This is a genomic window from uncultured Psychrosphaera sp., assembly GCF_947500655.1.
Classification (GTDB): Bacteria; Pseudomonadota; Gammaproteobacteria; order Enterobacterales; family Alteromonadaceae; genus Psychrosphaera.
Window position 1 is genome coordinate 41,361 of sequence record NZ_CANMSK010000009.1, and the last position, 24,104, is coordinate 65,464.

Annotated in this window: 20 protein-coding genes; 14 read left to right on the forward strand and 6 right to left on the reverse strand. The window is 36.9% G+C overall.

What is annotated here, in order from left to right; translation table 11 throughout:
* Positions 1 to 233 precede the first annotated feature (233 nt).
* Positions 234 to 1,652: a PhoH family protein gene (locus tag Q0940_RS09350; protein ID WP_299267461.1), complete on the reverse strand. Its 1,419-nt coding sequence runs from the start codon at positions 1,650 to 1,652 to the stop codon at positions 234 to 236.
* Between the two features lie 245 nt (positions 1,653 to 1,897).
* On the opposite strand from Q0940_RS09350, the gene Q0940_RS09355 reads away from it, so the two are divergent.
* From Q0940_RS09355 to Q0940_RS09370, 4 genes are all read left to right on the forward strand, one after another.
* Entirely contained in the window at positions 1,898 to 2,896 is a 999-nt protein-coding gene (locus tag Q0940_RS09355; RefSeq protein ID WP_299267463.1) for a cytochrome c peroxidase, read from the forward strand.
* Positions 2,897 to 2,905: 9 nt separating this feature from the next.
* Positions 2,906 to 4,507, forward strand: coding sequence for a methyl-accepting chemotaxis protein (locus Q0940_RS09360; protein WP_299267465.1), 1,602 nt, complete (start codon positions 2,906 to 2,908; stop codon positions 4,505 to 4,507).
* Between the two features lie 323 nt (positions 4,508 to 4,830).
* Positions 4,831 to 7,728: an RNA polymerase-associated protein RapA gene (gene rapA / locus Q0940_RS09365; protein ID WP_299267467.1), complete on the forward strand. Its 2,898-nt coding sequence runs from the start codon at positions 4,831 to 4,833 to the stop codon at positions 7,726 to 7,728.
* Positions 7,729 to 7,733: 5 nt separating this feature from the next.
* Positions 7,734 to 8,402 (forward strand): pseudouridine synthase, encoded by a 669-nt coding sequence (locus tag Q0940_RS09370; protein ID WP_299267469.1) that lies wholly within the window; start codon positions 7,734 to 7,736, stop codon positions 8,400 to 8,402.
* Between the two features lie 100 nt (positions 8,403 to 8,502).
* On the opposite strand, the gene Q0940_RS09375 is transcribed toward Q0940_RS09370, so the two are convergent.
* A complete protein-coding gene (locus Q0940_RS09375; RefSeq protein ID WP_299267471.1) occupies positions 8,503 to 9,117 on the reverse strand; it encodes a hypothetical protein in 615 nt (204 codons plus the stop codon).
* Between the two features lie 123 nt (positions 9,118 to 9,240).
* Positions 9,241 to 11,250: an ATP-dependent DNA helicase RecQ gene (locus Q0940_RS09380; protein WP_299267473.1), complete on the reverse strand. Its 2,010-nt coding sequence runs from the start codon at positions 11,248 to 11,250 to the stop codon at positions 9,241 to 9,243.
* 137 nt (positions 11,251 to 11,387) lie between these two features.
* On the opposite strand from Q0940_RS09380, the gene ybaK reads away from it, so the two are divergent.
* From ybaK to rlmF, 6 genes are all read left to right on the forward strand, one after another.
* The gene (ybaK, locus tag Q0940_RS09385) at positions 11,388 to 11,855 is read left to right on the forward strand and encodes a Cys-tRNA(Pro) deacylase (protein ID WP_299267475.1); all 468 of its coding nucleotides are present in this window, start codon (positions 11,388 to 11,390) and stop codon (positions 11,853 to 11,855) included.
* Between the two features lie 225 nt (positions 11,856 to 12,080).
* Positions 12,081 to 12,422 carry a PBPRA1643 family SWIM/SEC-C metal-binding motif protein gene (locus tag Q0940_RS09390; RefSeq protein WP_299267478.1) on the forward strand — a complete coding sequence of 114 codons (342 nt, stop codon included), beginning with the start codon at positions 12,081 to 12,083 and terminating at the stop codon, positions 12,420 to 12,422.
* Positions 12,423 to 12,555: 133 nt separating this feature from the next.
* Positions 12,556 to 13,041 carry a 5-(carboxyamino)imidazole ribonucleotide mutase gene (gene purE, locus Q0940_RS09395; RefSeq protein WP_299267480.1) on the forward strand — a complete coding sequence of 162 codons (486 nt, stop codon included), beginning with the start codon at positions 12,556 to 12,558 and terminating at the stop codon, positions 13,039 to 13,041.
* Positions 13,042 to 13,076: 35 nt separating this feature from the next.
* On the forward strand, positions 13,077 to 14,249 hold the full coding sequence (locus tag Q0940_RS09400; protein WP_299267482.1) for a 5-(carboxyamino)imidazole ribonucleotide synthase: 1,173 nt from the start codon (positions 13,077 to 13,079) through the stop codon (positions 14,247 to 14,249).
* A 205-nt stretch (positions 14,250 to 14,454) separates the two neighbouring features.
* Positions 14,455 to 15,075: a carbonic anhydrase gene (locus Q0940_RS09405; RefSeq protein WP_299267484.1), complete on the forward strand. Its 621-nt coding sequence runs from the start codon at positions 14,455 to 14,457 to the stop codon at positions 15,073 to 15,075.
* 109 nt (positions 15,076 to 15,184) lie between these two features.
* The gene (rlmF, locus tag Q0940_RS09410) at positions 15,185 to 16,144 is read left to right on the forward strand and encodes a 23S rRNA (adenine(1618)-N(6))-methyltransferase RlmF (protein WP_299267486.1); all 960 of its coding nucleotides are present in this window, start codon (positions 15,185 to 15,187) and stop codon (positions 16,142 to 16,144) included.
* A 113-nt stretch (positions 16,145 to 16,257) separates the two neighbouring features.
* Here rlmF and yaaA read toward each other — a convergent pair whose 3' ends face one another.
* The gene (yaaA, locus tag Q0940_RS09415) at positions 16,258 to 17,034 is read right to left on the reverse strand and encodes a peroxide stress protein YaaA (RefSeq protein WP_299267488.1); all 777 of its coding nucleotides are present in this window, start codon (positions 17,032 to 17,034) and stop codon (positions 16,258 to 16,260) included.
* A gap of 144 nt (positions 17,035 to 17,178) precedes the next feature.
* Positions 17,179 to 17,652, reverse strand: a complete 474-nt coding sequence (locus Q0940_RS09420; protein WP_299267490.1) for a DUF3429 domain-containing protein — start codon at positions 17,650 to 17,652, stop codon at positions 17,179 to 17,181.
* Positions 17,653 to 17,928: 276 nt separating this feature from the next.
* Here Q0940_RS09420 and tal point away from each other — a divergent pair, with 276 nt between their 5' ends.
* The 4 genes from tal (at position 17,929) to Q0940_RS09440 (ending at position 22,208) form a co-directional block, all read left to right on the forward strand.
* The gene (tal, locus tag Q0940_RS09425; RefSeq protein ID WP_299267491.1) at positions 17,929 to 18,882 is read left to right on the forward strand and encodes a transaldolase; all 954 of its coding nucleotides are present in this window, start codon (positions 17,929 to 17,931) and stop codon (positions 18,880 to 18,882) included.
* 141 nt (positions 18,883 to 19,023) lie between these two features.
* Entirely contained in the window at positions 19,024 to 20,652 is a 1,629-nt protein-coding gene (gene pgi / locus Q0940_RS09430; RefSeq protein WP_299267492.1) for a glucose-6-phosphate isomerase, read from the forward strand.
* 149 nt (positions 20,653 to 20,801) lie between these two features.
* Positions 20,802 to 21,776, forward strand: a complete 975-nt coding sequence (locus Q0940_RS09435) for a DMT family transporter (protein WP_299267493.1) — start codon at positions 20,802 to 20,804, stop codon at positions 21,774 to 21,776.
* Between the two features lie 252 nt (positions 21,777 to 22,028).
* Entirely contained in the window at positions 22,029 to 22,208 is a 180-nt protein-coding gene (locus Q0940_RS09440) for a DUF3545 family protein (protein WP_105052032.1), read from the forward strand.
* Between the two features lie 92 nt (positions 22,209 to 22,300).
* Here the strand turns inward: Q0940_RS09440 and ushA are convergent, their stop codons facing one another.
* Entirely contained in the window at positions 22,301 to 23,917 is a 1,617-nt protein-coding gene (gene ushA / locus Q0940_RS09445; RefSeq protein WP_299267494.1) for a bifunctional UDP-sugar hydrolase/5'-nucleotidase UshA, read from the reverse strand.
* Positions 23,918 to 24,104 lie beyond the last annotated feature (187 nt).

A 24,104-nucleotide genomic window follows, 5' to 3' on the forward strand; every position in this document is an offset into this window, starting at 1 on the left:
TAAATCTTGTGATTTTAAATGATCTTAGATGGCGGTTTTGATAACAAAATTAGGTAATAAATAACTCTAACGTACAAGCTTTTATAAAAAGGTTTGAACAAGAGATAAAACTACGAGCTAAGATTAAATATGCTTTATCCTAGCTCATAGCGAGTTAAGTCTCTATAACTTAATAACTTTCTTTATATTGTTGATATACAGTCCTTAACTTAAGGACTGTCATAAAAAACCTATTATAAATTTTCCTCTGCAAATTGAGCTAAACGACTTCGTACTACACCGTTTAGGTTCACGGTGGCACTGCCTTCAAAGTTTTTAAATCGTTCAACTATGTAAGTTAACCCTGAAGTTACCGCGGTAAGATAATTGCTATCTATTTGCGCTAAGTTGCCTGAACACACTAACTTAGTACCTTCACCACAACGAGTAATAATTGTTTTTAATTGTGAAGCAGTTAAGTTCTGGCATTCATCTAACAACACCACCGCATTTTGAATACTACGTCCGCGCATAAAGTTAACCGACTTAAACTGGATATTGGCTTTTTCCATAATGTAATTAAGGCTGGAACTCGGGTTTTCATCGTTTTTATGCAGCACTTCCAATGAATCGGTAATAGCGGCCAACCAAGGTGCCATTTTTTCTTCTTCCGTACCGGGCAAGAAACCTATTGATTCAGCTATTTCTGGTGTGTTTCGCGTCACTAAGATTTTATCGTAAATCCCTTGTTCAACTACCATTTCAAGTGCAGCGGCTAATGCCAATAAAGTCTTACCACAGCCTGCCGGACCGGTTAAAATAACCAGTTCTATATTAGGGTCAAGCAAAGCATTAAGTGCCATTCCCTGATAAATATTTTTCGGTTTTATGCCCCACGCTTGCCTTGCTAATAGTCGCTGTCGACCTAAATCAAGTAAGTCCACATGATCATCGTCTTTGTTCACAACTCGTGCCGCAAAGTCAGATTTTTCATCCAGTAAATATTCGTTAATAAATGTATTTTCTAAATTCTCAGCTTTTACAGAATGTGTGGTGTCTCGCCCTATCGTGGTTGTTTCAACTGCAGCAACGTTTTGCCAAAAGTCCCCCTCAAACTCTTCATAACCTTTAGTAAGAAAGCGTATGTCATCAATTAGCTGATCGGTTCTATAGTCTTCGACATGTTTTAACCCTGCACCTTTAGCTTTTAAGCGCATGTTAATATCTTTTGTTATAAGGACTACAGTTACATCCGGCTCATTTTTTTGGCTATATCTTTTTTGTAAATATAACGCCGCATTGATAATTTTATTATCATTTTCACCACCGGGTAATCCTGATACTTCTGGATTAATATGATGGTCATTTAAAATAATTAAATGACCCGTAACTGAACTGTCTTTTAAGTCTCCTCGGTTAAGCGGCACACCAGCAATCATTAACTCTGGCGTCACATCTTGTAAGGTATTTTCCAACGAACGAATGGCAACCCGTGCATCTCGGGATACATCTTTATTACGGTCTTTAATATGATCTAATTCTTCCAAAACGGTCATTGGAATTAATACATCGTGTTCTTGGAAGTTAAAAAATGCGTGGGGGTCGTGAAGTAATATGTTGGTATCTAAAACAAATAATTTTTTATCAGCGCTACTTTCTTGTTGTTTTTTCATATATCGCCCTTTTAATAAATGTTCAGTCTTATACTCCACCTAAATGTAGTAAAAATATATGAATGTTTGATGAATTTTTTTCATTTCATAAACCATATTATCTCCAGCCCTCACTAACAATATAATTTACTTAAACTTTCACCTTGAAATAATTTCATTATTTTTCAGGTCTTTAAATATACATTAAATCGTTTTGTCTACTAAACTCACGATGTTTGTTATTAATTAAAGGGTTAAGAATTTTCATGAAGTACTGCCTCATTATAAAATTATTGTTAATTTTAGTTATTCCATTCAATATCTTAGCGGATATAAGTGCTTTAAAAGAACAATATAAACGCCCTAACAGCATCCCTTTCCCCGCTGACAATCAATATTCAGCAACCAAAGCTATGTTAGGTAAAATGCTATTTTTTGACCCAAGATTAAGCAAAGACGAAAACCTAAACTGTAGCTCTTGCCATAACCCTTCCTTCGGTTGGGAAGTACCAAGAGCCAAAGCCGTTGGCGCTCAAGCACAAGAGTTACCAAGGCATGCACCTACCGTATTAAATATGGCATGGGTAGAACCGTTTTTTTGGGATGGCCGAGCAGCAACACTAGAAGAACAATCTCTAGGCCCAATAGAAAGTAATGTAGAAATGAACCTACCAATACAGGAAGCTATCCAACGCTTAAGTAAAATCGAAGGTTATAGAGATTGGTTTGAAAAGGCATTTCCGTCAAAAGGGATAAGCAAAGAAACTATTTCAAAAGCAATTGCGACATACGAAAGAACAATAGTGTCCTCTCAAGCCCCATTTGATTTATGGATAAATGGTGAAGAAGACGCAATCAGTGATTCTGCAAAAAACGGATTTACTCTTTTTAACGGCAAAGCGCAATGCGCTGCTTGCCATACAGGCTGGAACTTCACTGATAATAAGTTTCATGATGCTGGTGTATTCGACAATGTAGATTTAGGACGTTATGAACTAACGAAACAAGAATACGATAAACATGCCTTTAAAACCCCAGGGCTGAGAAACATTAACGAACGAGCTCCTTACATGCATGACGGAAGCCTTGTATCTTTAGAGAGTGTCATTGTGCATTATATGAGTGGCGGCATGCCAAGACCATCACTGAGCCCGTTAATGTCACCAATAGCGCTTAATGCTGAAGAAATGAAAGACATCATTGAGTTTTTACATACTCTGACTGGACCAGCAATGGTTGTGTCACTTCCGATTTTACCGCAATAGGACATATTCATGAGTATTTACAAACGTATATTGCTTAGCTTTTCTTTCATGAACAGTATTTCAATACTGTTAGCTATCATACTTTCTTATCAGCTTTACAGTTTGAGTAATCAGACGATTAATACCTCTAATATCACATTAAGCCAAGTAGACCATGCTCGTGAAGCTTGGGATGGCTTTCGTGACCTGAAAAGCTACATCGACCGGATTAAATTAAAAATCCAACCTTATGACAACAAAGAAGTCACTGATACGGTAAATAGTAAATATAACGTTATGATGGATCATTTTTCTACATTAAAACAATTATCCACATCTGCAGAAACATTAAAAATGATCGATGAAGTTATCAATATTTCGACTTTATGGCGTGACGAACAACTAAGTATTATTGCAGGACAAGAATTAGCGGTTATTCCGGCAGACGCTTATCTAGATAAAGTTGAAAATGACTTACAATTATTACTTGCCAATGTCATAAAACAAACTATTGATATGGGTAAAGAAAAGCAATTAATGGCCATAGAAGATGTGAACAATTCCATTACTTTTGCCATTATCATAGTCACAGTCGTTCTTATTGCAGGTATTGCACTTACGCTAATCGTTACGCGCTCAATTACTCGCCCTATTCAAACGTTACATAAATTTATGGCAAAGCTAGCTGATGGCAAAGGGGATTTAAGTCAGCGTATGAGAGTAATTGGTAATGACGAGATTACTCAAGTAGCTATAAAGTTCAATTTGTTTATGACCACGTTACAAGACATGGTTAGTATGGTTGCAAGCTCAGCCAAAGAATTAACCGATGCAACCGATAATGCACAACGTAATATTGTTAACATTAATCAAAACATTGAAAAACAAAATACCATTATTAACGGAGCTGCAGATAAAACCGAGCAGCTTAGATCATTCACCAACTCCATTGTAAATGAAGCCCATGATACTTCTAATTTATCCAAAGATGTATGTAACAATGTAATGCACACCAAAGGTGTTTCGCAAAAAACACTGGATAGCATCAATGAACTTTCGTCCTCTATCATGAAAACATCTGAGAATATAAGTGAACTAACTGAAAGCAGCGCAGAAGTTAGTCAGGTTCTAAATGTAATAAAAGGTATTGCTGACCAAACAAATTTATTAGCCCTTAATGCAGCAATTGAAGCTGCTAGAGCTGGTGAAACCGGACGTGGTTTTGCTGTGGTAGCTGATGAAGTAAGAACACTGGCAATTAGAACGCAAAACTCGACGGGGGATATTGAGTCGATTGTTGAACGTATTCAAGATAGCGTACTAAATTCTGAAAAAAATATGGAAATAAATATCAGTAGAGCAAAAGTATGTGTTGATGAAAATATTAATATTAAAGAAGCGTTAGAAACTATGTCTTTGTCTATTGCTCAAATAGAACAAATGAATCTGAGAATATTAAGCGCTACCGAGCAACAACAAAATAGTACCAATGAAGTCGATACTCGTATCCAAGAAGCCAGTTCAATCAGTGTATTAACCGCGGCTAATATGGAAGAGATAACGAAAGAAAGCCATGAGTTAAAAAATACAGCGACCTCACTGGCAAATATAGTAAAAGGCTATTCACTATAAACATTCCCTTTAGTTGGGTTTACTAGAGGGATTCAAGTTGTCCCTGAATATGTGTTATTGCAGAGTGCTCAAATAGCTGCAATGACACATACTATCTTTAATTTTAGTAGCCAACTTACTACTCTAGTACGTTTCCTCACTCTCACAATATTAAAAAATATTGTGCTATTTTTAAGTCAAATTCATCAAATCTGACCTATCGTTAACGCTAATAGCTTGTCACGCTTGCGTTAACTAAATTAATTACTGTAATTGTTCGTTAAGGCAAGTACAATACGCGCCCTCAAAAGCGGTGTAATCTGGGTATTCTAGGAGTTTTATTAATGAATTTTGCAATTGGTCAACGTTGGGTAAGTCAAGCTGAAAACAATTTAGGTTTGGGTACCATTATCCAAGTGGACAGTCGATTTGTTCAAGTAATGTTTCCGGCTGCAGATGAAACCAGAAATTACGCTCAAGACCAAGCACCTTTAATGCGTGTGGAGTTTTCACCGGGTGAAACATTATCTAGCCTAGAAGAATTCAAGTTTGTGGTAGAGCATGTTGAAGAAACGCAACAAACCCTAGTTTATAAGGGCAAGCGCACCGACACCGGTGAAGATGTTTCTGTAAAAGAAATAATGCTAGACCACCACATTAAATTAAATACCCCAGAAGCACGTTTATACACTGGTAACTTTGATCGCAGCCAATGGTTTTCATTACGTATGGAAGCACATCAGCATAAGGCGGCTTTAGATTCTTCAAGCTTACAAGGTTTGCAAGGCGCTCGCGTTAGCTTAATACCCCACCAGCTATACATTGCCGACACCGTTGGTAAACGTTTTGCTCCAAGAGTGTTATTAGCTGATGAAGTCGGTTTAGGTAAAACCATAGAAGCGGGTTTAATAATCCACCAGCAATTAATTAGTGGCCGCGCACAACGCGTATTATTAATACTGCCTGAGAGTTTACAACATCAATGGTTAGTAGAAATGTTACGCCGCTTTAATTTGCACTTCTCTATTTTTGACGACCAACGTTGCCAAGCTGAACAAGAAACAGCTGGCGAAGAAGAAGATGCAGTATCACCATTTGATAGTGCGCAGTTAATACTTATTAGCCAAGAATGGTTATCACGTGATGATAAATGGCAAAAAGCATTATTAGAAAGTGAATGGGATTTAGTTGTGGTCGACGAAGCGCACCATATTACTCCTGAAAATGAATCAACATTAAATAATGCTCAATCTGAAATTAAGCAGTTATACACTCATGTGCAAACAATTGGCCAACAAACAAAAGGCTTAGTGTTATTAACTGCAACGCCGGACCAACTTGGGCATTACGGACACTTTGCTCGTTTACAATTGTTAGATCCAAACCGTTTTCATGATTACGACAAATTCAAGCAAGAAGAAAGTCATTACCAACAGATTGCCGATATAGCCAATACCTTAGTTTCTCAACAAGAATTATCAGCTACGCAATACAAGCTTTTATCACAATTGTTAAATGACACTAATAGCATTAAAAATGTAGATAATTACCAAGCTAATTCAGATAAAGCTGAATTAGCACAAACCTTAATTTCTGACTTGTTAGACCGTCATGGTACCGGCCGTATTATGTTTAGAAATAGCCGCCAAGGCATTCAAGGTTTCCCAGAGCGTAACGTGACGCCATATCCATTAACGGCACCGGAAGGTTACCCAAATGGCACCACGTTTATGGGATTACAGCCAGAAACTCAACACGACAGTGGCGTAACAGAAAATCATGCATGGTGGAATTTAGATCCTAGAGTGCAATGGCTTTGTAATTTCTTGTTAGAAAACAAAGGTGAAAAAGTATTAGTTATTTGTGCTCATGCAGAAACAGCAATGAAAATAGATGATGCTTTGTTTGAAAAAGAAGGATTAAAATCCACTGTATTCCACGAAGGCATGACTATAGTTGAACGTGACAAAGCTGCCGCTTATTTTGCCGATGAAGAAAATAGCGCACAAGCGTTAATTTGTTCTGAAATTGGCTCTGAAGGCCGTAACTTCCAGTTTGCACATCATTTAGTATTATTCGATTTACCTGCGAACCCAGACTTGCTAGAGCAACGTATTGGTCGTTTGGACCGTATAGGTCAAACTGAAACGGTAAAAATTCATGTGCCATACTTAATCAACAGCGCACAAGAAAACTTGTTTAATTGGTTCCAAAATAGCTTTAATGCGTTTGAACAAACCTCGACTACTGCACGTATTGTGGCGGAAGAATTTAAGCAACAAATTACCGATGTACTTTTAAATACCTCAGAACAAGATGCTCAAGATAACTTGATTAAAGCTTGTCAAACTAGAAACCTAGAATTAAAAAAAGAAGTTGAAAATGGTCGAGACCGTTTACTTGAACTTAATTCAAGTGGTGGAGAAAGCGCTAAGCAAATATGTGAACAAATTGATGAAATGGATGACTCCACTGAACTTATGACTTACATGGGTCGAGTTTGGGATCAATTTGGTGTTTCCCAAGAAGAAAAAGCCACGTTTAGTACGATATTGCACCCTGGTGAACACATGCTAAATGACCATTTTCCAAGTTTACTTGAAGATGGCATGACAGTTTGTTTTGACCGCGAAACAGCCTTATCACAAGAAGACCAACACTTTATGAGTTGGGAACATCCTATGGTTATTGGTGTATTAGACATGTTGTCATCTGGTGAATTAGGTAACAGTTCAGTGTGCTTATTACCTCATAAGCAATTAGCTCCTGGTACTATCTTGCTTGAAGCTAGCTTCGTTGTGTCAACAAGCGCACCTAAATCATTGCAACTTCATCGCTTTTTACCAAATACTGCAATTCGTTTATTGTTAGATAAAAACGGCAACAATTTAGCGGATAAAGTGAAGCAAGGCTCTTTAGATAAAATGCTTAAAAATGCTAAAAAAACAATGGCATTACAACTAATCAAAGCATTAAAAGACGAAGTCGCTGTGCTTGTAGAAAAAGGCGAAGCGATAGCTGCAACTCACGCAACTCAGATTAAAATCGACGCCAAAGATAAAATGCTTAATAACCGTCAGCAAGAATTAAACAGGTTAACTGCATTACAAAAAGTGAATCCTGCGATTCGTGATGAAGAGATTAACTTCTTACAACAACAAATTGATAACTCAATTAAAGAAATAGAATTGGCGCAAGTTAGCTTAGACGCGATTCGTTTAATTGTTGTAACAGAAGGGTAATTACCGTGGCATTGTTAGAATATAATCCACCAACCAGTCCGTACATCGACGTTTTATATCAAGATGAACATATAATCGCCTTGAATAAACCGAGTGGATTATTATCAGTGCCCGGCAGACAAATAGAACACTTTGACTCTTTAATGTTACGAGTCCAAAACGTTTGGCCAAACGCAGGAATAGTTCACAGACTAGACATGATGACCTCCGGCATTATTGTTATGTCTATGCACAAAGAAGCCTTACGTTTTTTAAATCGCCAATTTGCCGAACGCGTCACTGAAAAATTTTATATTGCAGTCGCTTCAGGCCACATTGAGCAAGATAAAGGCAGTATAGATTTACCATTAATTTGTGACTGGCCTAACCGCCCAAAGCAAATGGTTTGTTACGAAAATGGCAAACAATCGTTAACCCATTATCAAGTATTAGAACGTGGTACTACTGATGGGAACGATTGGACAAGAGTTAAGTTAATTCCCATTACTGGCCGCAGTCATCAATTACGCGTGCATTTAAAAGAGTTAGGTCACCCTATTCTTGGTGACCGTTTATACGCACCTGCTGAGATAATAAAACAAGCAGATAGGTTGTTATTACATGCGCAAAGATTGGAAATAAAACATCCAGATACTGAAGAAGTTATCGTGTTTGAAAAAGAGTGTGAGTTTTAATTCGTACTACTATTAATAACCATAAAAAAAGCCCACATCCAAATGCGGGCTTTCTTATAGCTAAACTCACCTTTTATGATAAAGATGAAATGCCGTAAACTTAGTCAAATTGGAAACCAAGTTTAATACCAAAATTACTTTCAACATCACCAGATAATGCAAGTGATGAATAAACACCTAATATAATGTTATCAATAAAAATATTAGCGCCAACTCTACCAAATAATCCGCCAGATACATCCAGATCTTCTTCATAACAATCACTGCAATTAGGAATTCCGCGTGTTGCATCTAGAAGTAAGTTAACGCCACCTTGAGCATACAACATAGATTTATTTTCATTTACAAACCAAGCGAATCCATATGCCCCACCGATAGATAACGCAGACGCTTCTGACTTTTCTGTACCATTTGAGCTACCGCCATAACCACTAGTTATAACAACGTCTTGAGAAAAACTATAGTCATCTTCAAAACTAACTCTCTCAGCAAAAATACTTAAGTATTTATTTTCGTTTAACTGATCAAACGATAGACCAAAGACGCTAGCACTATCACCTAAACCTTGTGAATTTAAATCTGAATTTATTGATGCCAATCCAAGGTTAACATTCATACTCCAACCTTGAGGCGTATTAACATAAGTTTGGTCAACCTCTTCTGCTGTTGAGGTAAAAGATAATAGCAACAAGGTTAATATAACTAGGGGTTTCATACTTCTAAATTCCTTATAATGAAAGTTTAACTATTTTAAACCTCTGCTTTATAACAAATTTATTTTCAATAAAAAACCAATAACATTGTTGTTCTAATTTTTATAGGGATCCCCCTACAAATGTTAATTCCCCAACATTTGCTGAATTTCAGCATAAGGATATTCAGCCAACTGACCAAAACCAGAGACAGATCTCGCTTTTAGTTTGGTAAAGACAGGCGTGGTTATTCCACATAAAAATCGTGTTTGTAGCACAGCTGATGGTTGTTGATTATATTTAGCATAATAATGCTGCACAAACTCGCTAACTAAGTCATGAACTTGCTGTTGATTAAGCGCAGATTTTGTTGCAGGTTCCGGCATAATGACTTTATGACCAGCACAAACACTGCAATGTCCACATTGTTGTGGAACTTGATCATCACCAAAATAAGTAGCTAGCTGATACGTAATACATTTATTTTGTTCAAACATGTGTAGCATATTATGAATTTTAGCTACTTCACCTTGTTGTTTCTGGTCAAAGTAACTACTTAAGTCCTGACTTTGTTGAGCTACATTAATTTGATCAACATTAACTCGGTACACTTCTGTGATTTGTTTGGCTTGTAGTTCTATCCAACCTTTCTCATCAAAATATTCTAACGCAGTGATCACTCTAGCTCTGTCATTACTTGCGTTATCGGTTTTATATTGCTGACAAATTGCGTCAATATCAGCCGTCCACCACGTTTTAGCTCGTTGTGAATATTGTAAAATGGCTTGTACAAAGGCTAACCTTTCACCATTAAAGTTTGAAATTAGAGTTTGTTCATCCACTAATAACTTAAATTTATATTCGGCAAAATAAGAATACATAGGCTGTATTAAGCCTTGGATTTCCAAATAAACTAATAAGGTTTTTAACGGTAATTGCCTAATGTTTGAGTCCATCGACAAAGAGTAAAGTTGGAATTCCCACTTACCATTTTGTTTGTTTTGATTAATGTCTTGCAGCACATATTCTATACCTGAAAATTCAGGTGTATCACCATAAATAAAATTTTCTAATACGCTAATATTGTCTCGGTTCACCAAAACCAAACAATCCGATTTCTGTCCATCACGCCCTGCTCGGCCAATTTCTTGAGAATAGTTTTCAATAGACTTGGGTAAGTCATAATGCACAACGTGACGAATATTACTTTTATCTATGCCCATACCAAACGCTATAGTCGCAACAATAATATCAATATTACCAGCCATAAAGTCGCTTTGAATACTTTGTCGTAAGTCGCTGTTCATTCCTGCATGGTAGGCTTTAACATTAAAACCCGCTTTGGCTAAGGATGCAGCCACGGTTTCTGCGCTGTGCTGTAAAGTCACATAAACGATGCTCGGCTCTATACTGGCCGTTTTGTCTTTTTTATCTCGTAAATTATGTTTAAAAGCCGGTTTATACCTAGCTTCGTGTAACAGCCAATTCTCTAAGAAAAACAGTTTGTTTTTATCACTTACCGCTTCCACGCTAAGGTTTAAATTGGGACGGTAAAAACCAGTTGCTGTTATGTCTTCACGCTGAATATTAAATTTACTCGCCATGTCTTCAATAACTTGAGGCGTTGCAGTTGCGGTTAATAACAGAGCCTGCGGGATATGAAAGTCACGTTGATATTGTGGTAATTTTAAATAGTCGGGACGAAAATTATGACCCCATTCAGAAATACAATGTGCTTCATCAACCACTAATAACGAAATAGCGACACTTTGTAAAAAGTTTCTAAAGCGCTCGTTCTTTAAACGCTCAACCGCAACCATCAATATTTTGATGTGGCCTGCTCTTACGTCCTGCATAATTTGATTGACTTGTTCACGGGATAAGCTTGAGTCGATACTCGCCGCTGGAATGTTTTTACTATTTAAAAAGCTGATCTGATCTTGCATTAGCGCCAATAAAGGCGAGATAACCAAAGTTAGATTTGGCATGTGTAAGGCGGGTAATTGATAACAAAGTGATTTACCTGAGCCGGTTGGGAATATTGCAGCAGCAGAACGACCATTAACGACAGCCGAGATAACAGGCTCTTGGCCTAGTCTAAATTCGGAAAACCCAAAGTATTGCTGTAGTGTTTGTTTTATTGATATAGGAGTCATCACGTGCATCCCTTCATTGGTAAATTAACTGTAAACATTCACAGTATAATTCAATCACTTTAAATGCCAAGTATATTTCGCTAAAGTATGTGCTACAGCTCCTCTTTTATCAGCTTGCTAACATAAAGAATAAATAAATGACCCCTGCTATTAATTTTTTAAAAAAGAATAAAGTCGCTCACCAAGTGCTTGATTATAAACATGATACAAATGCTGAATCTTATGGTTTAGAAGCCGCAAGTAAGTTAAACCTTCCTGAACAACAGGTATTTAAAACCTTAGTTACCTCTACCGACAGCAAGCAATTGATAGTGGCTATTATTCCAGTCACGGCTAAGTTAAATCTTAAAAGTGTTGCTAAAGCCGTTGGCTGTAAAAAAATAGCCATGGCAGATCCATCTGTTGTTGAACGTACAACAGGCTATGTTCTTGGTGGTGTTAGTCCATTTGGACAAAAAAAACGATTAACTACGGTCATTGATAAGTCTGCATTACAACACGATTATATAGCGGTAAGTGCCGGTAAAAGAGGACTAGAAATAACCCTTTGCCCAAAACAATTAATTACACTGCTAAATGCTAAGGTTCTGGATATCCAAAACTAATTTATCGCGCTTTCTTTTACCTTGTATTTTAATAGTACTTTTCTTATCTATTCAAATTATGAATTTATATGTTAAATCCCAGATCCTATTTCATGTAATACCATAAAATAGTAGTCAACCTATCACGAAGAACTCATGTATAATGCGCCGCAAAATGTAACTGCCCAACTTTTATGAATAGCGGCTATAAGTAATAGCTTTCATAAGTAATAGAATAGGTAAGCAATGTCTGATAAATTTTTCTTTAAAGGTCGTCAACCAGCTCGACTTGATCACACAAACCATGGGTTTAATACCAAATCAACAAAAAAGCTTGGGTCTAAAAAGTACCCATTGACTTTACAAGTGGTGTCGGTTGAACGCCAAGAAGAAGTTCAAGCTTTAGTTGATGACGCTAATTTATTTGCCAATATCACGCTTAACGAAACAGAAAAAGCGGTTGAGTCTATTGAAGAGTTAACCACAATATTGAATATCACTAAACCAATCACTTTTGAAAAAACACCAGAACGCAATAGCCCTTGCTCTTGTGGTAGCGGTAAAAAATTCAAAAAATGCTGCGGATAGTTTTTATCTAGCACAATTAATTACAGTGGTGATCCCAATCCGCTTTTTTGTTAGGATTGCCCACCTAAATCCTGTTTACATTGAATAACTTCAATGTATTTTTAACTAAATTATATAAATAGAAGATTAGAATATGAAACAAGTTGCAATTGTTATGGGTTCAAAATCAGACGGGCCAACGATGAAACATGCTGCAGAGATGTTAGATACCTTTGGTATTGAATATCATGCAGAAGTTGTATCCGCACACAGAACACCGCACTTGTTACAAGAATTCGCAGAAACAGCCGCAGATAAAGGTTACAAAGTTATTATTGCAGGCGCAGGTGGCGCAGCACATTTACCAGGCATGATAGCCGCATTCACCCATCTTCCTGTATTAGGTGTTCCAGTTAAATCAAGTAAACTAAGTGGCGTTGACTCTTTATATTCTATCGTGCAAATGCCAAAAGGTGTTGCGGTTGGTACATTGGCTATTGGTGAAGCTGGTGCAGGAAATGCTGGGTTATTAGCTGCTCAAATCATTGGATTAAATGACCCAATTGTGACGCAAAAAATCAAAGACTTTAGAGCGGCGCAAACTCAAGACGTATTAGATAATCATAAATTAGACTTTTAATTTTCACTTTCTATTTTTAACTTTTCGGTATCCAAATGACTCAAGCATTCACAGGTAACGCGTCTTATTTAAACAATGGCAACGACTTAATTGTTGTACTAGGTCATGGGCAACTTGCCCGTATGATGTACTTAGGTGCAACACAATTAGGATTAAATATTATCGCGGTTGACCCAAACGATAGAGTTTGTGTAAATGCGGTAGATAAAACTGTGTTAGATATCAGCATTGAGCAAGCATTTTCAGCCTGTAAAGCGATTACCTCTGAGTTTGAGCATTTACCAAAAGACTTGGTTAAACAAGCTCAAGATAGCGGAAAGTTTAAACCTAATGCAGCTGCGATTGCCGCAGGTGCAGACCGTATTGTTGAAAAGACTTTATTAGAGAAGTTAAGTATTCCAAATTGCACACACCAAATTATAAATAGTGTTAGCGATTTAAAAAATGCTTATGATAATTTAGGCCCTAAGTTAATTTTAAAAACTAGCCGTGATGGATATGACGGTTACGGCCAGTGGCGGATATTTTCAACTGAACAACTAACACAAGTCTGTGCTGATTTAGCCGATTTTGATTTTGCCTTTATGCCATTAGTTGCAGAGCAATGCATACAGTTTGAACGTGAGATTTCATTATTAGGTGTTACCGATATAAACGGCGAGCATAAATACTATCCGTTAACTGAAAACCATCATGCTGACGGGCAACTTGTTTTGTCATTAGCGCCAGCACCAAATTTAACGCCTGAGTTACAACAACGAGCAGAAGCGATTCATCAAGCCATTGCAAACGAGTTAGATTATTGTGGTTTGTTGGCTATAGAATTGTTCCAAACAGGCGAACAATTACTGGTAAATGAAATTGCTCCAAGAGTGCATAATTCAGGTCATTGGACCCAACAAGGCTGTGCAGCTAGTCAGTTTGAAAACCATATAAGAGCGGTAGCAGGTTTACCTTTAGGTGATACCTCAGCGCAGCATTTAGTCGCTATGGTTAACTATGTTGGTGAGCCAAAACCAAGCACTGACATAATGAAGTTAGCCAATACGCATTTGCACTGGTACGATAAAAGCGTTCGACCAAAACGAAAAATGGGACACATCAATTTAGTGGCTGATAACAACCAAGCGTTGCAAAAGCTGATTGGTCAAGTACATGATTTATTGCCAAAGTCGTTAGCTAAAAATTTGGCTGAAATAAAAGAATAAAATATAAAGCTCTGACTATCAGGGCTTTTTTTATACCTGTTTCCAGTGCGCAATACGGTTTTATCTTAATTAGATTTACAAATAGCGATTCAAATTTATACTCACAGTCACATCCGATCAGTGAGTAAAGTGGATAACAAAACTATTTATAATAAATTCAAACAATTATACTGTTTCAAATAGGCTCTTAATTAGGAATACATAGATGAAAAAAATACTAAAAGGTTTAAAGAAATTTCAAACCTTAATCTATCCATTACACCAAACTCGTTTTGAAGAGTTAGCAGAAAATCAAGATCCTGACGTTTTATTTATTACTTGCTCAGACTCAAGAGTTGATCCTAACTTAATCACTCAAATGGATCCGGGGGAATTATTTATATGTCGTAATGCTGGCAATATCATCCCTCCTCATTCTAATGAAACCGGTGGTATGACAGCATCCATTGAATATGCAGTCTCAGTGTTAAATGTGAAAAACATTATTATTTGTGGCCACAGTCACTGTGGTGCAATGAAAGCAGCTATGCATCCAGAAAAAGTGAAAAACTTACCCCACGTAAAAGTATGGATAGATCACGTTAGAGCCGCGAAAGAGTCTGTTGAATTTTCGCATAAGTGCCAACCATCAGGTTTGGACGATTCACATTTAGATGAGCTAACAAAACAAAACATAGTATTACAATTACATCACTTAAAAACCCACCCTTCTGTGTTCTCAAAGCTTAATTCTGGTCAATTAAACCTGCACGGTTGGATTTATAATATAAAAACAGGTGTTGTTGAGTCTTATAACGAAGAAACAAAAAGCTTTTCTGAGTTATAATCGCCATAAATCAATAATGTGATCTACTTACGTTCAATAATCCAGAATTATTGAACGTTTTATTTGGGTTATTTGCATAACATTTTCACACTTACTATGGCTTTATTAAATGAACAAATCCCGCCTACACCCAAGAAATAGACACCAAGCCATAAATGGCGTGGCATATGACTTTCTAATTTTATGCAAAGTAAATCCAGAACTTAGCCAATACGTTGGTGAAAACCAAGCTGGTAATCCAACCATAGACTTTGCTATTTCAGATGCAGTTAAACAACTCAACAAGGCGTTATTGCTGCACTTTTATCAATTGCAGTTTTGGGATATTCCACCTCAGTATTTGTGCCCGCCTATTCCAGGCCGAGCCGATTACATTCATTATATTGCCGACTTATTAGCACAAAGCTTTAATGGTGAAATTCCAACAGGAAAACAAGTTAAAGGCTTAGATATAGGCACAGGCGCTAACTTAATTTATCCTATTATTGGTTCGTATGAATATAAGTGGAGTTTTGTTGGAACTGACATAGATCCAGTATCAATTAGCTGCGCTACCCAATTGTGTAAAGTAAATCCTAGGCTAACCAAAGCGATTAAACTGCGCAGCCAAGACAATGCCAATAACATATTCAAAGGCGTGATCAATAGCACCGACCAATTTACCTTCACTATGTGTAATCCCCCGTTTCATAAATCTGCTGAAGAAGCACTTAAAGGCAGTCAACGTAAACTGGATAACTTAGCAGCAACACGCAAAGGTAAATCTGAATCAACCGACAAACTGAATTTTGGCGGCCAAGCAAATGAATTATGGTGTGACGGTGGCGAAGTTGAGTTTATCTGTAAGATGGTGCGCGAAAGTACGCAATACGCGCAACAAGTCATGTGGTTCACCAGCTTAGTCTCTAAAAAAGACAATTTAGACATTATTCAAGCTGAACTAAAAAAAGCAAAAGCCAAACAAGTGAAAGTGGTTAATATGGGACAAGGCAATAAAATCAGCCGCTTTATTGCGTGGTCGTTCTTAACTCACGAAGAACAAAACCAGTGGTTTAATGTGAGTACTTAATTTTACTTATAAAACTCAATTTTAGATGTTAAAACAAAAAACGAACACACTAGATGTTCGTTTTTATCTATACAGATGTAACTGGAAAAGCTTACTCTTAATATAAGTTTTTATTAATCTGCAATCCTACGGGTAAAACAAGGTTCATTTGGTTTAGATAAGTCAGCGTTGTACTGGTAATCAGCTAAATCGAATTTTAATAACTCCTCTAAGCTTTCCACTTTATTTTTCACTAAATACTGCACCATTAAACCACGAGCCTTTTTAGCAAAAAAACTAATGATCTTATATTGACCATTTTTCCAATCTTTAAATACAGGCGTTATCAGCTGAGCATTAATTTGATTTTTCTTCACAGACTTAAAATACTCAGTAGAGGCTAAGTTAATGAGCATTTCAGATTTAGTCGCAGCAATTTGCTCGTTAAGTTTGTTGGTAATAATATCGCCCCAAAACTCATACAAGTTTTTACCACGAGAATTTTCTAACTTAGTGCCCATTTCCAAACGATAAGGTTGCATTAAATCCAGTGGTTTTAATAAACCATATAAACCAGATAAGATACGCAAGTGAGTTTGGCAATAATCAAAATCTTGTTGTGAAAAACTCTCGGCATCAATTCCGCTATACACATCGCCATTAAAAGCAAGTACCGCTTGTTTGGCGTTATCTGGTGTGAAGTTAGGCTGCCACTGGGTAAAACGCGCTGCATTTAACCCTGCTAACTTATCACTAATGTGCATCAAGTTAGATAAGTCCAATGGCGTTAATGTAACGCAGGTTTTCATTAACTCTTGTGCGTCATCCAATAACTCAGGCTGAGTGTAAGTTTCAATAACCGGAGGGGTTTCATAATCTAAATTTTTAGCAGGAGATATAACGTACAACATAATTAGTTTCTTAACTGAGTTAAAATAGTAGAGCCAGTTTAACAAAAACAATTAATTATGTTTACTCATTAAATAGATGTTCACAATCGATTTTATAAACTAACGACTAAATAAAAAAGGGCGACAGAGTACTTAACCGCTGCTTTACCCTAAGGTCATCCACACGCCCATTAAACAAAGGGCAATCACCATGGTTTGTTTGGTTCTTAACGTCCAAAACCATTCTGGATAAATACGAGCTAAATTAGTTTTTAATTCTATTTGCCATAAAACCAGAAACAATAGCGCGGAGATAAACACGCCCGCTTTAGCGTCAATAAATAGGACTAACCAAGATAGAACAGCGACGAAGCCAGCGCCTAACATTAAGTTTTTACGGTTGAACACTAACGTCTCTTTTCCTAGCTGGATCAACAAAGCGGCTGACCAAACACTACCAGCGACAAAACTGACAATCACCACACTGTATAATCTAAGTATATTTAATACATCAAGTTCAAGGCTAGTAACCGGGAACCAAATTAACAACGTACAGGCGATAAAAGGTAAAATGGCACACCAACTCATAAAATTAATAGTTGGTTTTAGCGATGCTGAGAAGTATTGGTTATTAGTCATAGATAAATCATCACCTAAATTCACAAAATAAAAGCTGTTTTTTGATATTGCCCAACACAATAAAGAGTTAAGATTGGATAGCAATAAAAATCGTAAATACAAAATAAATCATCGGAATTGAACTCATTCGAAATCATTTGTAACTTAGCTACAAATTACTGTTATTTATTCAGTATTTTCATCTGGATCACTTCCAAGATGCACGCTATTGTAATAAAGTTACAGTATCTGGAGTGTAGGCTCTAAATCAACAGAATTATTATCGGAACTTATAAAATGACAAGCATATTAAAACAATTAAGAGAGCTGACAACAGTTGTTGCCGACACGGGCGAAATTGAAGCAATTAAGAAGTTTCAACCTGTTGACGCCACTACTAATCCATCTTTGCTATTAAAAGCAGCACAGCTACCTGAATATCAATCACTAATTGATGACTCTATTGCTTGGGCCAAAACACAATCTTCTGACCAAGCACAGCAAATTGAAGATGCTGGCGATAAATTATCAGTGCTTATTGGTAAAGAGATCAGCGCAGTTATCCCAGGTCGTATCTCAACTGAAGTTGATGCTCGTTTATCATTTAATACTGAAGCGACCATCAAAAAAGCGAAAAAGCTAATTGCCTTATATGAAGAAGCTGGCGTTTCTAAAGACCGCGTTTTAATTAAAGCTGCGTCTACTTGGGAAGGTATTAAAGCAGCTGAACAATTAGAAAAAGAAGGCATTCAGTGTAACTTAACTCTATTGTTTAGTTTTGCTCAAGCAAGAGCGTGTGCTGAAGCCGGCGTATTTTTAATCTCACCATTTGTTGGCCGTATTTTAGATTGGTATAAAGCCAATACTGATCAACAAGATTACACAGGCGAAACTGACCCAGGCGTTATTTCAGTTCGAAGTATTTACCAATATTACAAAGAGCATGGTTATAACACAGTTGTGATGGGCGCAAGTTTCCGTAATACAGACGAAATTATCGCGTTAGCTGGTTGTGACCGTTTAACGATTGCACCAGCATTACTAGACACATTAGATAATATGGAAGGCAAGTTAGACGCTAAATTAACTTTCTCTGGTGACGTTAAAGCCAAACCTGAATTAATGACTGAAGCTCAGTTCCGCTGGGAACATAACGAAGATCCAATGGCGACATTAAAATTAGCCGAAGGTATTAAAAACTTTGCTATAGACCAAGTAAAACTTGAAACCTTGCTAGTTAAAAAACTATAAATTGTTCTATAACTTAATATTAAGTGGCACTGTTTATTTAGATTATGTATTTAAATTTTTTAACGGTGCCACTTTTTGTTTCTGCAGTACCTGTACGACAATATCACTATTAACATCTGATTTATTTTGAGGAAATCAATAATGACCGTTCAATCTTGGCAGTCTGTACAACAAGAATTTAACCGTTTAAAAGATGTACACATGCGAGACATGTTTGCACAAGATCCACAACGAGCTAGCAAATTCACCAAAAAAGCATGTGACTTCACATTAGATTACTCAAAAAACAGAATTGATGAACAAGCATTATCCGCATTATTTCAGTTAGCCAAAGATCACAAATTAACTGAAAAACGTGATGCTATGTTTGCTGGTGAAATCATCAACAAAACTGAGCACCGCGCCGTATTACATACCGCATTAAGACGTGACTCAAAAGACAGCATTTTAGTTGATAACAAAAATGTGGTTAATGAAGTCTATACAACATTAAACAAGATGAAGCAGTTTGTTGCTGAAATTCATAATGGCACACGCACAGGTCGCACTGGCAAGAAATTTACTGACGTAGTTGCAATTGGTATTGGCGGTTCATTTTTAGGCCCTAAAATTGTCACTGAGGCGTTAAAGCCGTATCAAAATCCAGAATTAAAAGTGCATTTTGTTGCTAATGTAGATGCTCATCATATTGTTGATGTTTTAGCTAAATTGAATGCAGATACAACGCTGGTAGTGATGAGTTCAAAATCATTTACCACACAAGAAACCCTTAAAAATACAGAAACAACACGTGAATGGTTTTTAGCATCAGGTGCTAAATTTGAAGATATCGCTAAACACTTTATGTGCGTTTCAAGTAACACAGCCAAAGCAACTGAATTTGGTATTGACCCTGATAACATTTTTCCAATGTGGGATTGGGTTGGCGGCCGTTATTCTTTATGGTCAGCGATTGGTTTGCCAATTGCACTTTCTATTGGCTTTGATAACTTTGAACAAATATTATTAGGTGCTAGAGAAGTGGATGCCCATTTCTTATCGACTCCGCTGGAAGATAACTTGCCAGTAATTATGGGCGTACTAGGTGTTTGGTACAGCAACTTTTTTGACTGCCAAAGCCATATTTTATTACCTTATTCTCATTACTTACGAGGTTTCCCTGCGTATGTTCAGCAGTTAGATATGGAATCCAATGGTAAGTCAGTTAACCAGCTAGATCAAAATATTGAATATAAAACCGGTCCAATTATTTGGGGCGGTGAAGGCACAAACGGTCAACATGCGTTTCATCAATTAATGCATCAAGGCAATACTATTATTCCTGCTGATTTCATTATGCCAATTAATCCAAACCATGATGAAGTTGAACATCACCAAATGTTAGCGTCTAACTGTTTTGCCCAAACCCAAGCATTAATGCAAGGGCAAACTACAGCAGAAATTGAACAAGAGTTATTAGCAAAAGGCGTTGATAAACAAGAAGCGGTTCGTTTAGCCAAACATAAACGTATGCCGGGCAATCGTCCTTCCAATACCTTATTAATGGAAAAACTAACCCCTATTCAATTGGGTAGATTAATCGCCTTATACGAACATAAAGTGTTTGTTCAAGGGGTTATTTGGGACATAAACAGCTTTGATCAATGGGGTGTTGAATTGGGTAAAGTATTAGGTACTCAAGTATTGTCTGCTTTGCAAGAGACCGCACAGCCTGAATTAGATTCATCAACACAACAATTAGTAGACTTGTTTAAGCAACAGATCTCCTAGCGCTTGGGTGAATGAATTAGTGACACTAAAAGCGCTCAAATTTGAGCGCTTTTTGGTTTTATCTACTCTTAAACTTTTACTGTTAGCGTATGATTTTGAAATAAATTAAAACCTAATACCAATTGAATTAATCTGAAATAAGGACGCTTGTGAAACTACGCCATTTTATTGAGTTGTTAATTTTAGCGGCTATTTGGGGCGCTTCTTTTATGTTTATGCGAGTAGCTGCACCTGAGTTTGGTGCAACCGCACTCGCCAGTTACCGTATGGTATTTGCCGCCCTCACCTTATCTCCTATTTTATTTTATTACGTTTATAACAAGAACTGGCTGAGTCCACGCACAGCTCAAGCAGAAAATTTAAGTCTCACTGTTCCCCCTAGAAGTACAAAAGTAATATTTGCTCATATCTTTATTATTGGCATTATCAGCGCGGCTATTCCCATGTACTTTTTTGCTTATGCCGCTACCAATTTAGATGCTGGGTTTTCTTCAATAATGAATGCAACTACGCCTTTGTGGGGCGCAGTTATTGGTGTGTTATTTTTTAATAACAGACTTTCTAAATTGGCTATTGTAGGTTTATTTTTAGGCTTCTTAGGTGTGTTTGTATTATCCATGGATAAACTGAGTTGGGACTTTACTGATCAAATTAAGGGAATACTCGCCATTATTTGCGCCACCAGCTTTTATGGACTTTCTGCCAATTACTCCAAACAGATGTTAACCGGCATTAAACCTTTGTTTATTGCCTCTGGTAGTTTATTTGGTAGCGCCTTGTTAATGTTACCTATTTTAATTTACACCACGCCAAATGTAATGACTATCAGTCCACTTGCATGGTTAATGTTGATTGGCCTTAGTGTGGTAAGTACTGGTGTTGCTTATGTTTTATATTACCGGATCATAGAACATTCAGGGCCAACCAACGCCATGATGGTCACGTTTTTAATCCCTATTTTTGGAGTTTTGTTTGGTCATCTATTTTTGGATGAACAATTAAGTATAAATATTTTTTGGGGTGTTCTTTTAATATTAATCGGCGTGTCACTCACCACCGGAATTATAAACAGAAATCGAATCATGCGTGCTTCTAATACTCGCAGCATCGATATTGCTGATTGAAACTCGACCCAAAATCCGTTTTAAAAAAGAATAGGGCTTAATTAAAAGACTGTTTGCTCAATTAAGTTTCAGTTTTTGTTCAATATTTTTACAAAAAAGTCATAAATAAATTTCACATTTAGGATAAATGTGATAAACAGTAGTTCGAGCAGAGAAAAAACTCTGCTGTAAAGGGTCTGTTATTCATTAGTGCTTAATTAACGGTAACATTCTTTAACAACAACATAATTATAAAAGTAAAAGGAGACCATGATGGAAGGTCTAGCTGAAATACTTGAAACTACGCTTGAAACTAAAACTACCTCTAAAAAACGCCCTTCAAAAAGTAAGTGGCGCGAAATTGAATCGATTAAGGACAAATATCGACTAAGAGACGAATTAAATGGCATAGATCCCATGTCGGAATATGACTTTGAATCGTTAGAGTACTAAAAGTGATAAAGTAAAAAAAAAGCCTAATATTCGTATTAGGCTTTTTTGTATCTGCAGTTCTAAGAACTAATTAATGCGAATTGGCATAATCGTTAATTTACTTCGTAGTCAGCTATATCTATTGGTGTATGCGCTTCAATGTATTGTTTTAATACTTCCGAGTCTGTTTTACTGCTAGGAGCATAATTTGGGTTATTAGTCAGTTGTGGGTAACCGTCACCACCTGAGGCATTGTAACTATTAACACTCATACGGTAGGTTTTATCTAACTTGATGGCTTCGCCATTAATTTTTACATTACTAATTTGACCATCTTTCTTGGCAAAACTAATATTTTTATATTGTAAATATGCGCCTGAGTCCGGTGGAAATAATGCAACAACTGCAAAGTAATCCAGTACTTGCTGTCCACTTAAGTCGACATAAGCTATACGGTTTTTAAATGGGTGTACTTTTAAAATGTCTTTATAACTAATATCACCAGCTTGGATACTGTCACGAATTCCGCCACCACTAATAATGCCAAAATCCGCATTTACAGCTTCCATTTGAGCGCTAATAATTAAGCGTGCAATGTTAACTTGCTGAAAACGAGCTTTGCTACGATCCCCCTCAAGCTTTCCATTAACATAACCTAGCTTACCTAAAATCTTCTTTTCACCGCGGCTTTGGTAAGGCTGTAAAATGCTCTTTAAGGTTTGGTCAGCTTCAATATATTCATTCGCTAACTCAGTTAAGCGTTTACCATTGCTATCTTGTTTATATAAGTTAACTGGCAATAATTCATAACTAAGTAACGTTAGTTGGCCGTTTTCTAATTTAAATTCAGCTTTACCTACATACTTTCCCCACTCATGCGCTTGCATGATCCAAGTACCATTTTGTTGATCTGGGCGACACTTTTTACCAGGAGAAAATGCTTCATCTGCTTTGTTTTCACCAGCCATACAAACTGGCTCTTGGCTGTGCCCTCCCACAACAATATCTAGCATACCTTTTGGAAGTGAACGTGCAAGCGTGACATCACCAGGAGCATTTACCCCAAAATTAGAATCCACATAATGGCCCATGTGCGTAACCGCAATAGTGATATCTGGGTTATGTTGTTGCTGAATTTCAGGTAATAAAGACGCAGCAACGGTTGTCGGCTTTTTAAACTCTAAACCACCAACATATTGAGGATTAGCTATTTTAGCTGTGTCAGTGGTAGTGAAACCTATAACAGCGATAGTTAAACCGTCTTTTTCAAAGATTTTATATTGTTGATAGCTAGGCTTGTTTGTTGTTTTATCGAAAATATTAGCGGATAAAAAAGGGAAGTTTGCCCATTCTTGCTGGGTATCAAGCACCTTAAGTGGATTATCAAATTCATGATTACCAATAGCCATAGCATCATAACCAATCTCCGACATACCTTTAAAATCTGGCTCAGCTAATTGTAAGTCTGACTCAGGAATTCCAGTATTAATATCTCCACCAGACAGTAACAACACAGAATGTCCTTGTGCTTTAGCTTCATCACGTAATTGGTCAATCAAGGTCTTACGCGCGGCCATACCATATTCACCATGCTCATTATGCCAAAAACGGCCATGATTATCGTTGGTGTGAAGCACCGTTAAATAACGTACCTCAGAGTCAGTTTTAGAAGTAACTTGGCTACATGCGGTAATAAAGGTCAGTAGCAATAACAAAAAGGAAGTGCGCATAATTCAACTTATTTTATGGGTAGGATTTAACAGAAGTACCTACTTTAAATCAAAGCAATAATCTTTGTAAATTAAATGGTTAATTTTATTAGTTAATGAGGTAGGTGAGCATGTTATTTAGCAAATAATAGGTAATAAAAAGCCCAGTGGTCAACTGAGCTAATTATCAATTTAGGTGGCTGTCCTT

Bases quoted from the DNA above. Each gene is read 5' to 3' on its own strand.
- Q0940_RS09350 (WP_299267461.1), bottom strand. From the start codon at position 1,652: ATGAAAAAACAACAAGAAAGTAGCGCTGATAAAAAATTATTTGTTTTA.
- Q0940_RS09355 (WP_299267463.1), top strand. From the start codon at position 1,898: ATGAAGTACTGCCTCATTATAAAATTATTGTTAATTTTAGTTATTCCA.
- Q0940_RS09360 (WP_299267465.1), top strand. From the start codon at position 2,906: ATGAGTATTTACAAACGTATATTGCTTAGCTTTTCTTTCATGAACAGT.
- rapA (WP_299267467.1), top strand. From the start codon at position 4,831: ATGAATTTTGCAATTGGTCAACGTTGGGTAAGTCAAGCTGAAAACAAT.
- Q0940_RS09375 (WP_299267471.1), bottom strand. From the start codon at position 9,117: ATGAAACCCCTAGTTATATTAACCTTGTTGCTATTATCTTTTACCTCA.
- Q0940_RS09380 (WP_299267473.1), bottom strand. From the start codon at position 11,250: ATGACTCCTATATCAATAAAACAAACACTACAGCAATACTTTGGGTTT.
- ybaK (WP_299267475.1), top strand. From the start codon at position 11,388: ATGACCCCTGCTATTAATTTTTTAAAAAAGAATAAAGTCGCTCACCAA.
- Q0940_RS09390 (WP_299267478.1), top strand. From the start codon at position 12,081: ATGTCTGATAAATTTTTCTTTAAAGGTCGTCAACCAGCTCGACTTGAT.
- purE (WP_299267480.1), top strand. From the start codon at position 12,556: ATGAAACAAGTTGCAATTGTTATGGGTTCAAAATCAGACGGGCCAACG.
- Q0940_RS09400 (WP_299267482.1), top strand. From the start codon at position 13,077: ATGACTCAAGCATTCACAGGTAACGCGTCTTATTTAAACAATGGCAAC.
- Q0940_RS09405 (WP_299267484.1), top strand. From the start codon at position 14,455: ATGAAAAAAATACTAAAAGGTTTAAAGAAATTTCAAACCTTAATCTAT.
- rlmF (WP_299267486.1), top strand. From the start codon at position 15,185: ATGAACAAATCCCGCCTACACCCAAGAAATAGACACCAAGCCATAAAT.
- yaaA (WP_299267488.1), bottom strand. From the start codon at position 17,034: ATGTTGTACGTTATATCTCCTGCTAAAAATTTAGATTATGAAACCCCT.
- Q0940_RS09420 (WP_299267490.1), bottom strand. From the start codon at position 17,652: ATGACTAATAACCAATACTTCTCAGCATCGCTAAAACCAACTATTAAT.
- tal (WP_299267491.1), top strand. From the start codon at position 17,929: ATGACAAGCATATTAAAACAATTAAGAGAGCTGACAACAGTTGTTGCC.
- pgi (WP_299267492.1), top strand. From the start codon at position 19,024: ATGACCGTTCAATCTTGGCAGTCTGTACAACAAGAATTTAACCGTTTA.
- Q0940_RS09440 (WP_105052032.1), top strand. From the start codon at position 22,029: ATGGAAGGTCTAGCTGAAATACTTGAAACTACGCTTGAAACTAAAACT.
- ushA (WP_299267494.1), bottom strand. From the start codon at position 23,917: ATGCGCACTTCCTTTTTGTTATTGCTACTGACCTTTATTACCGCATGT.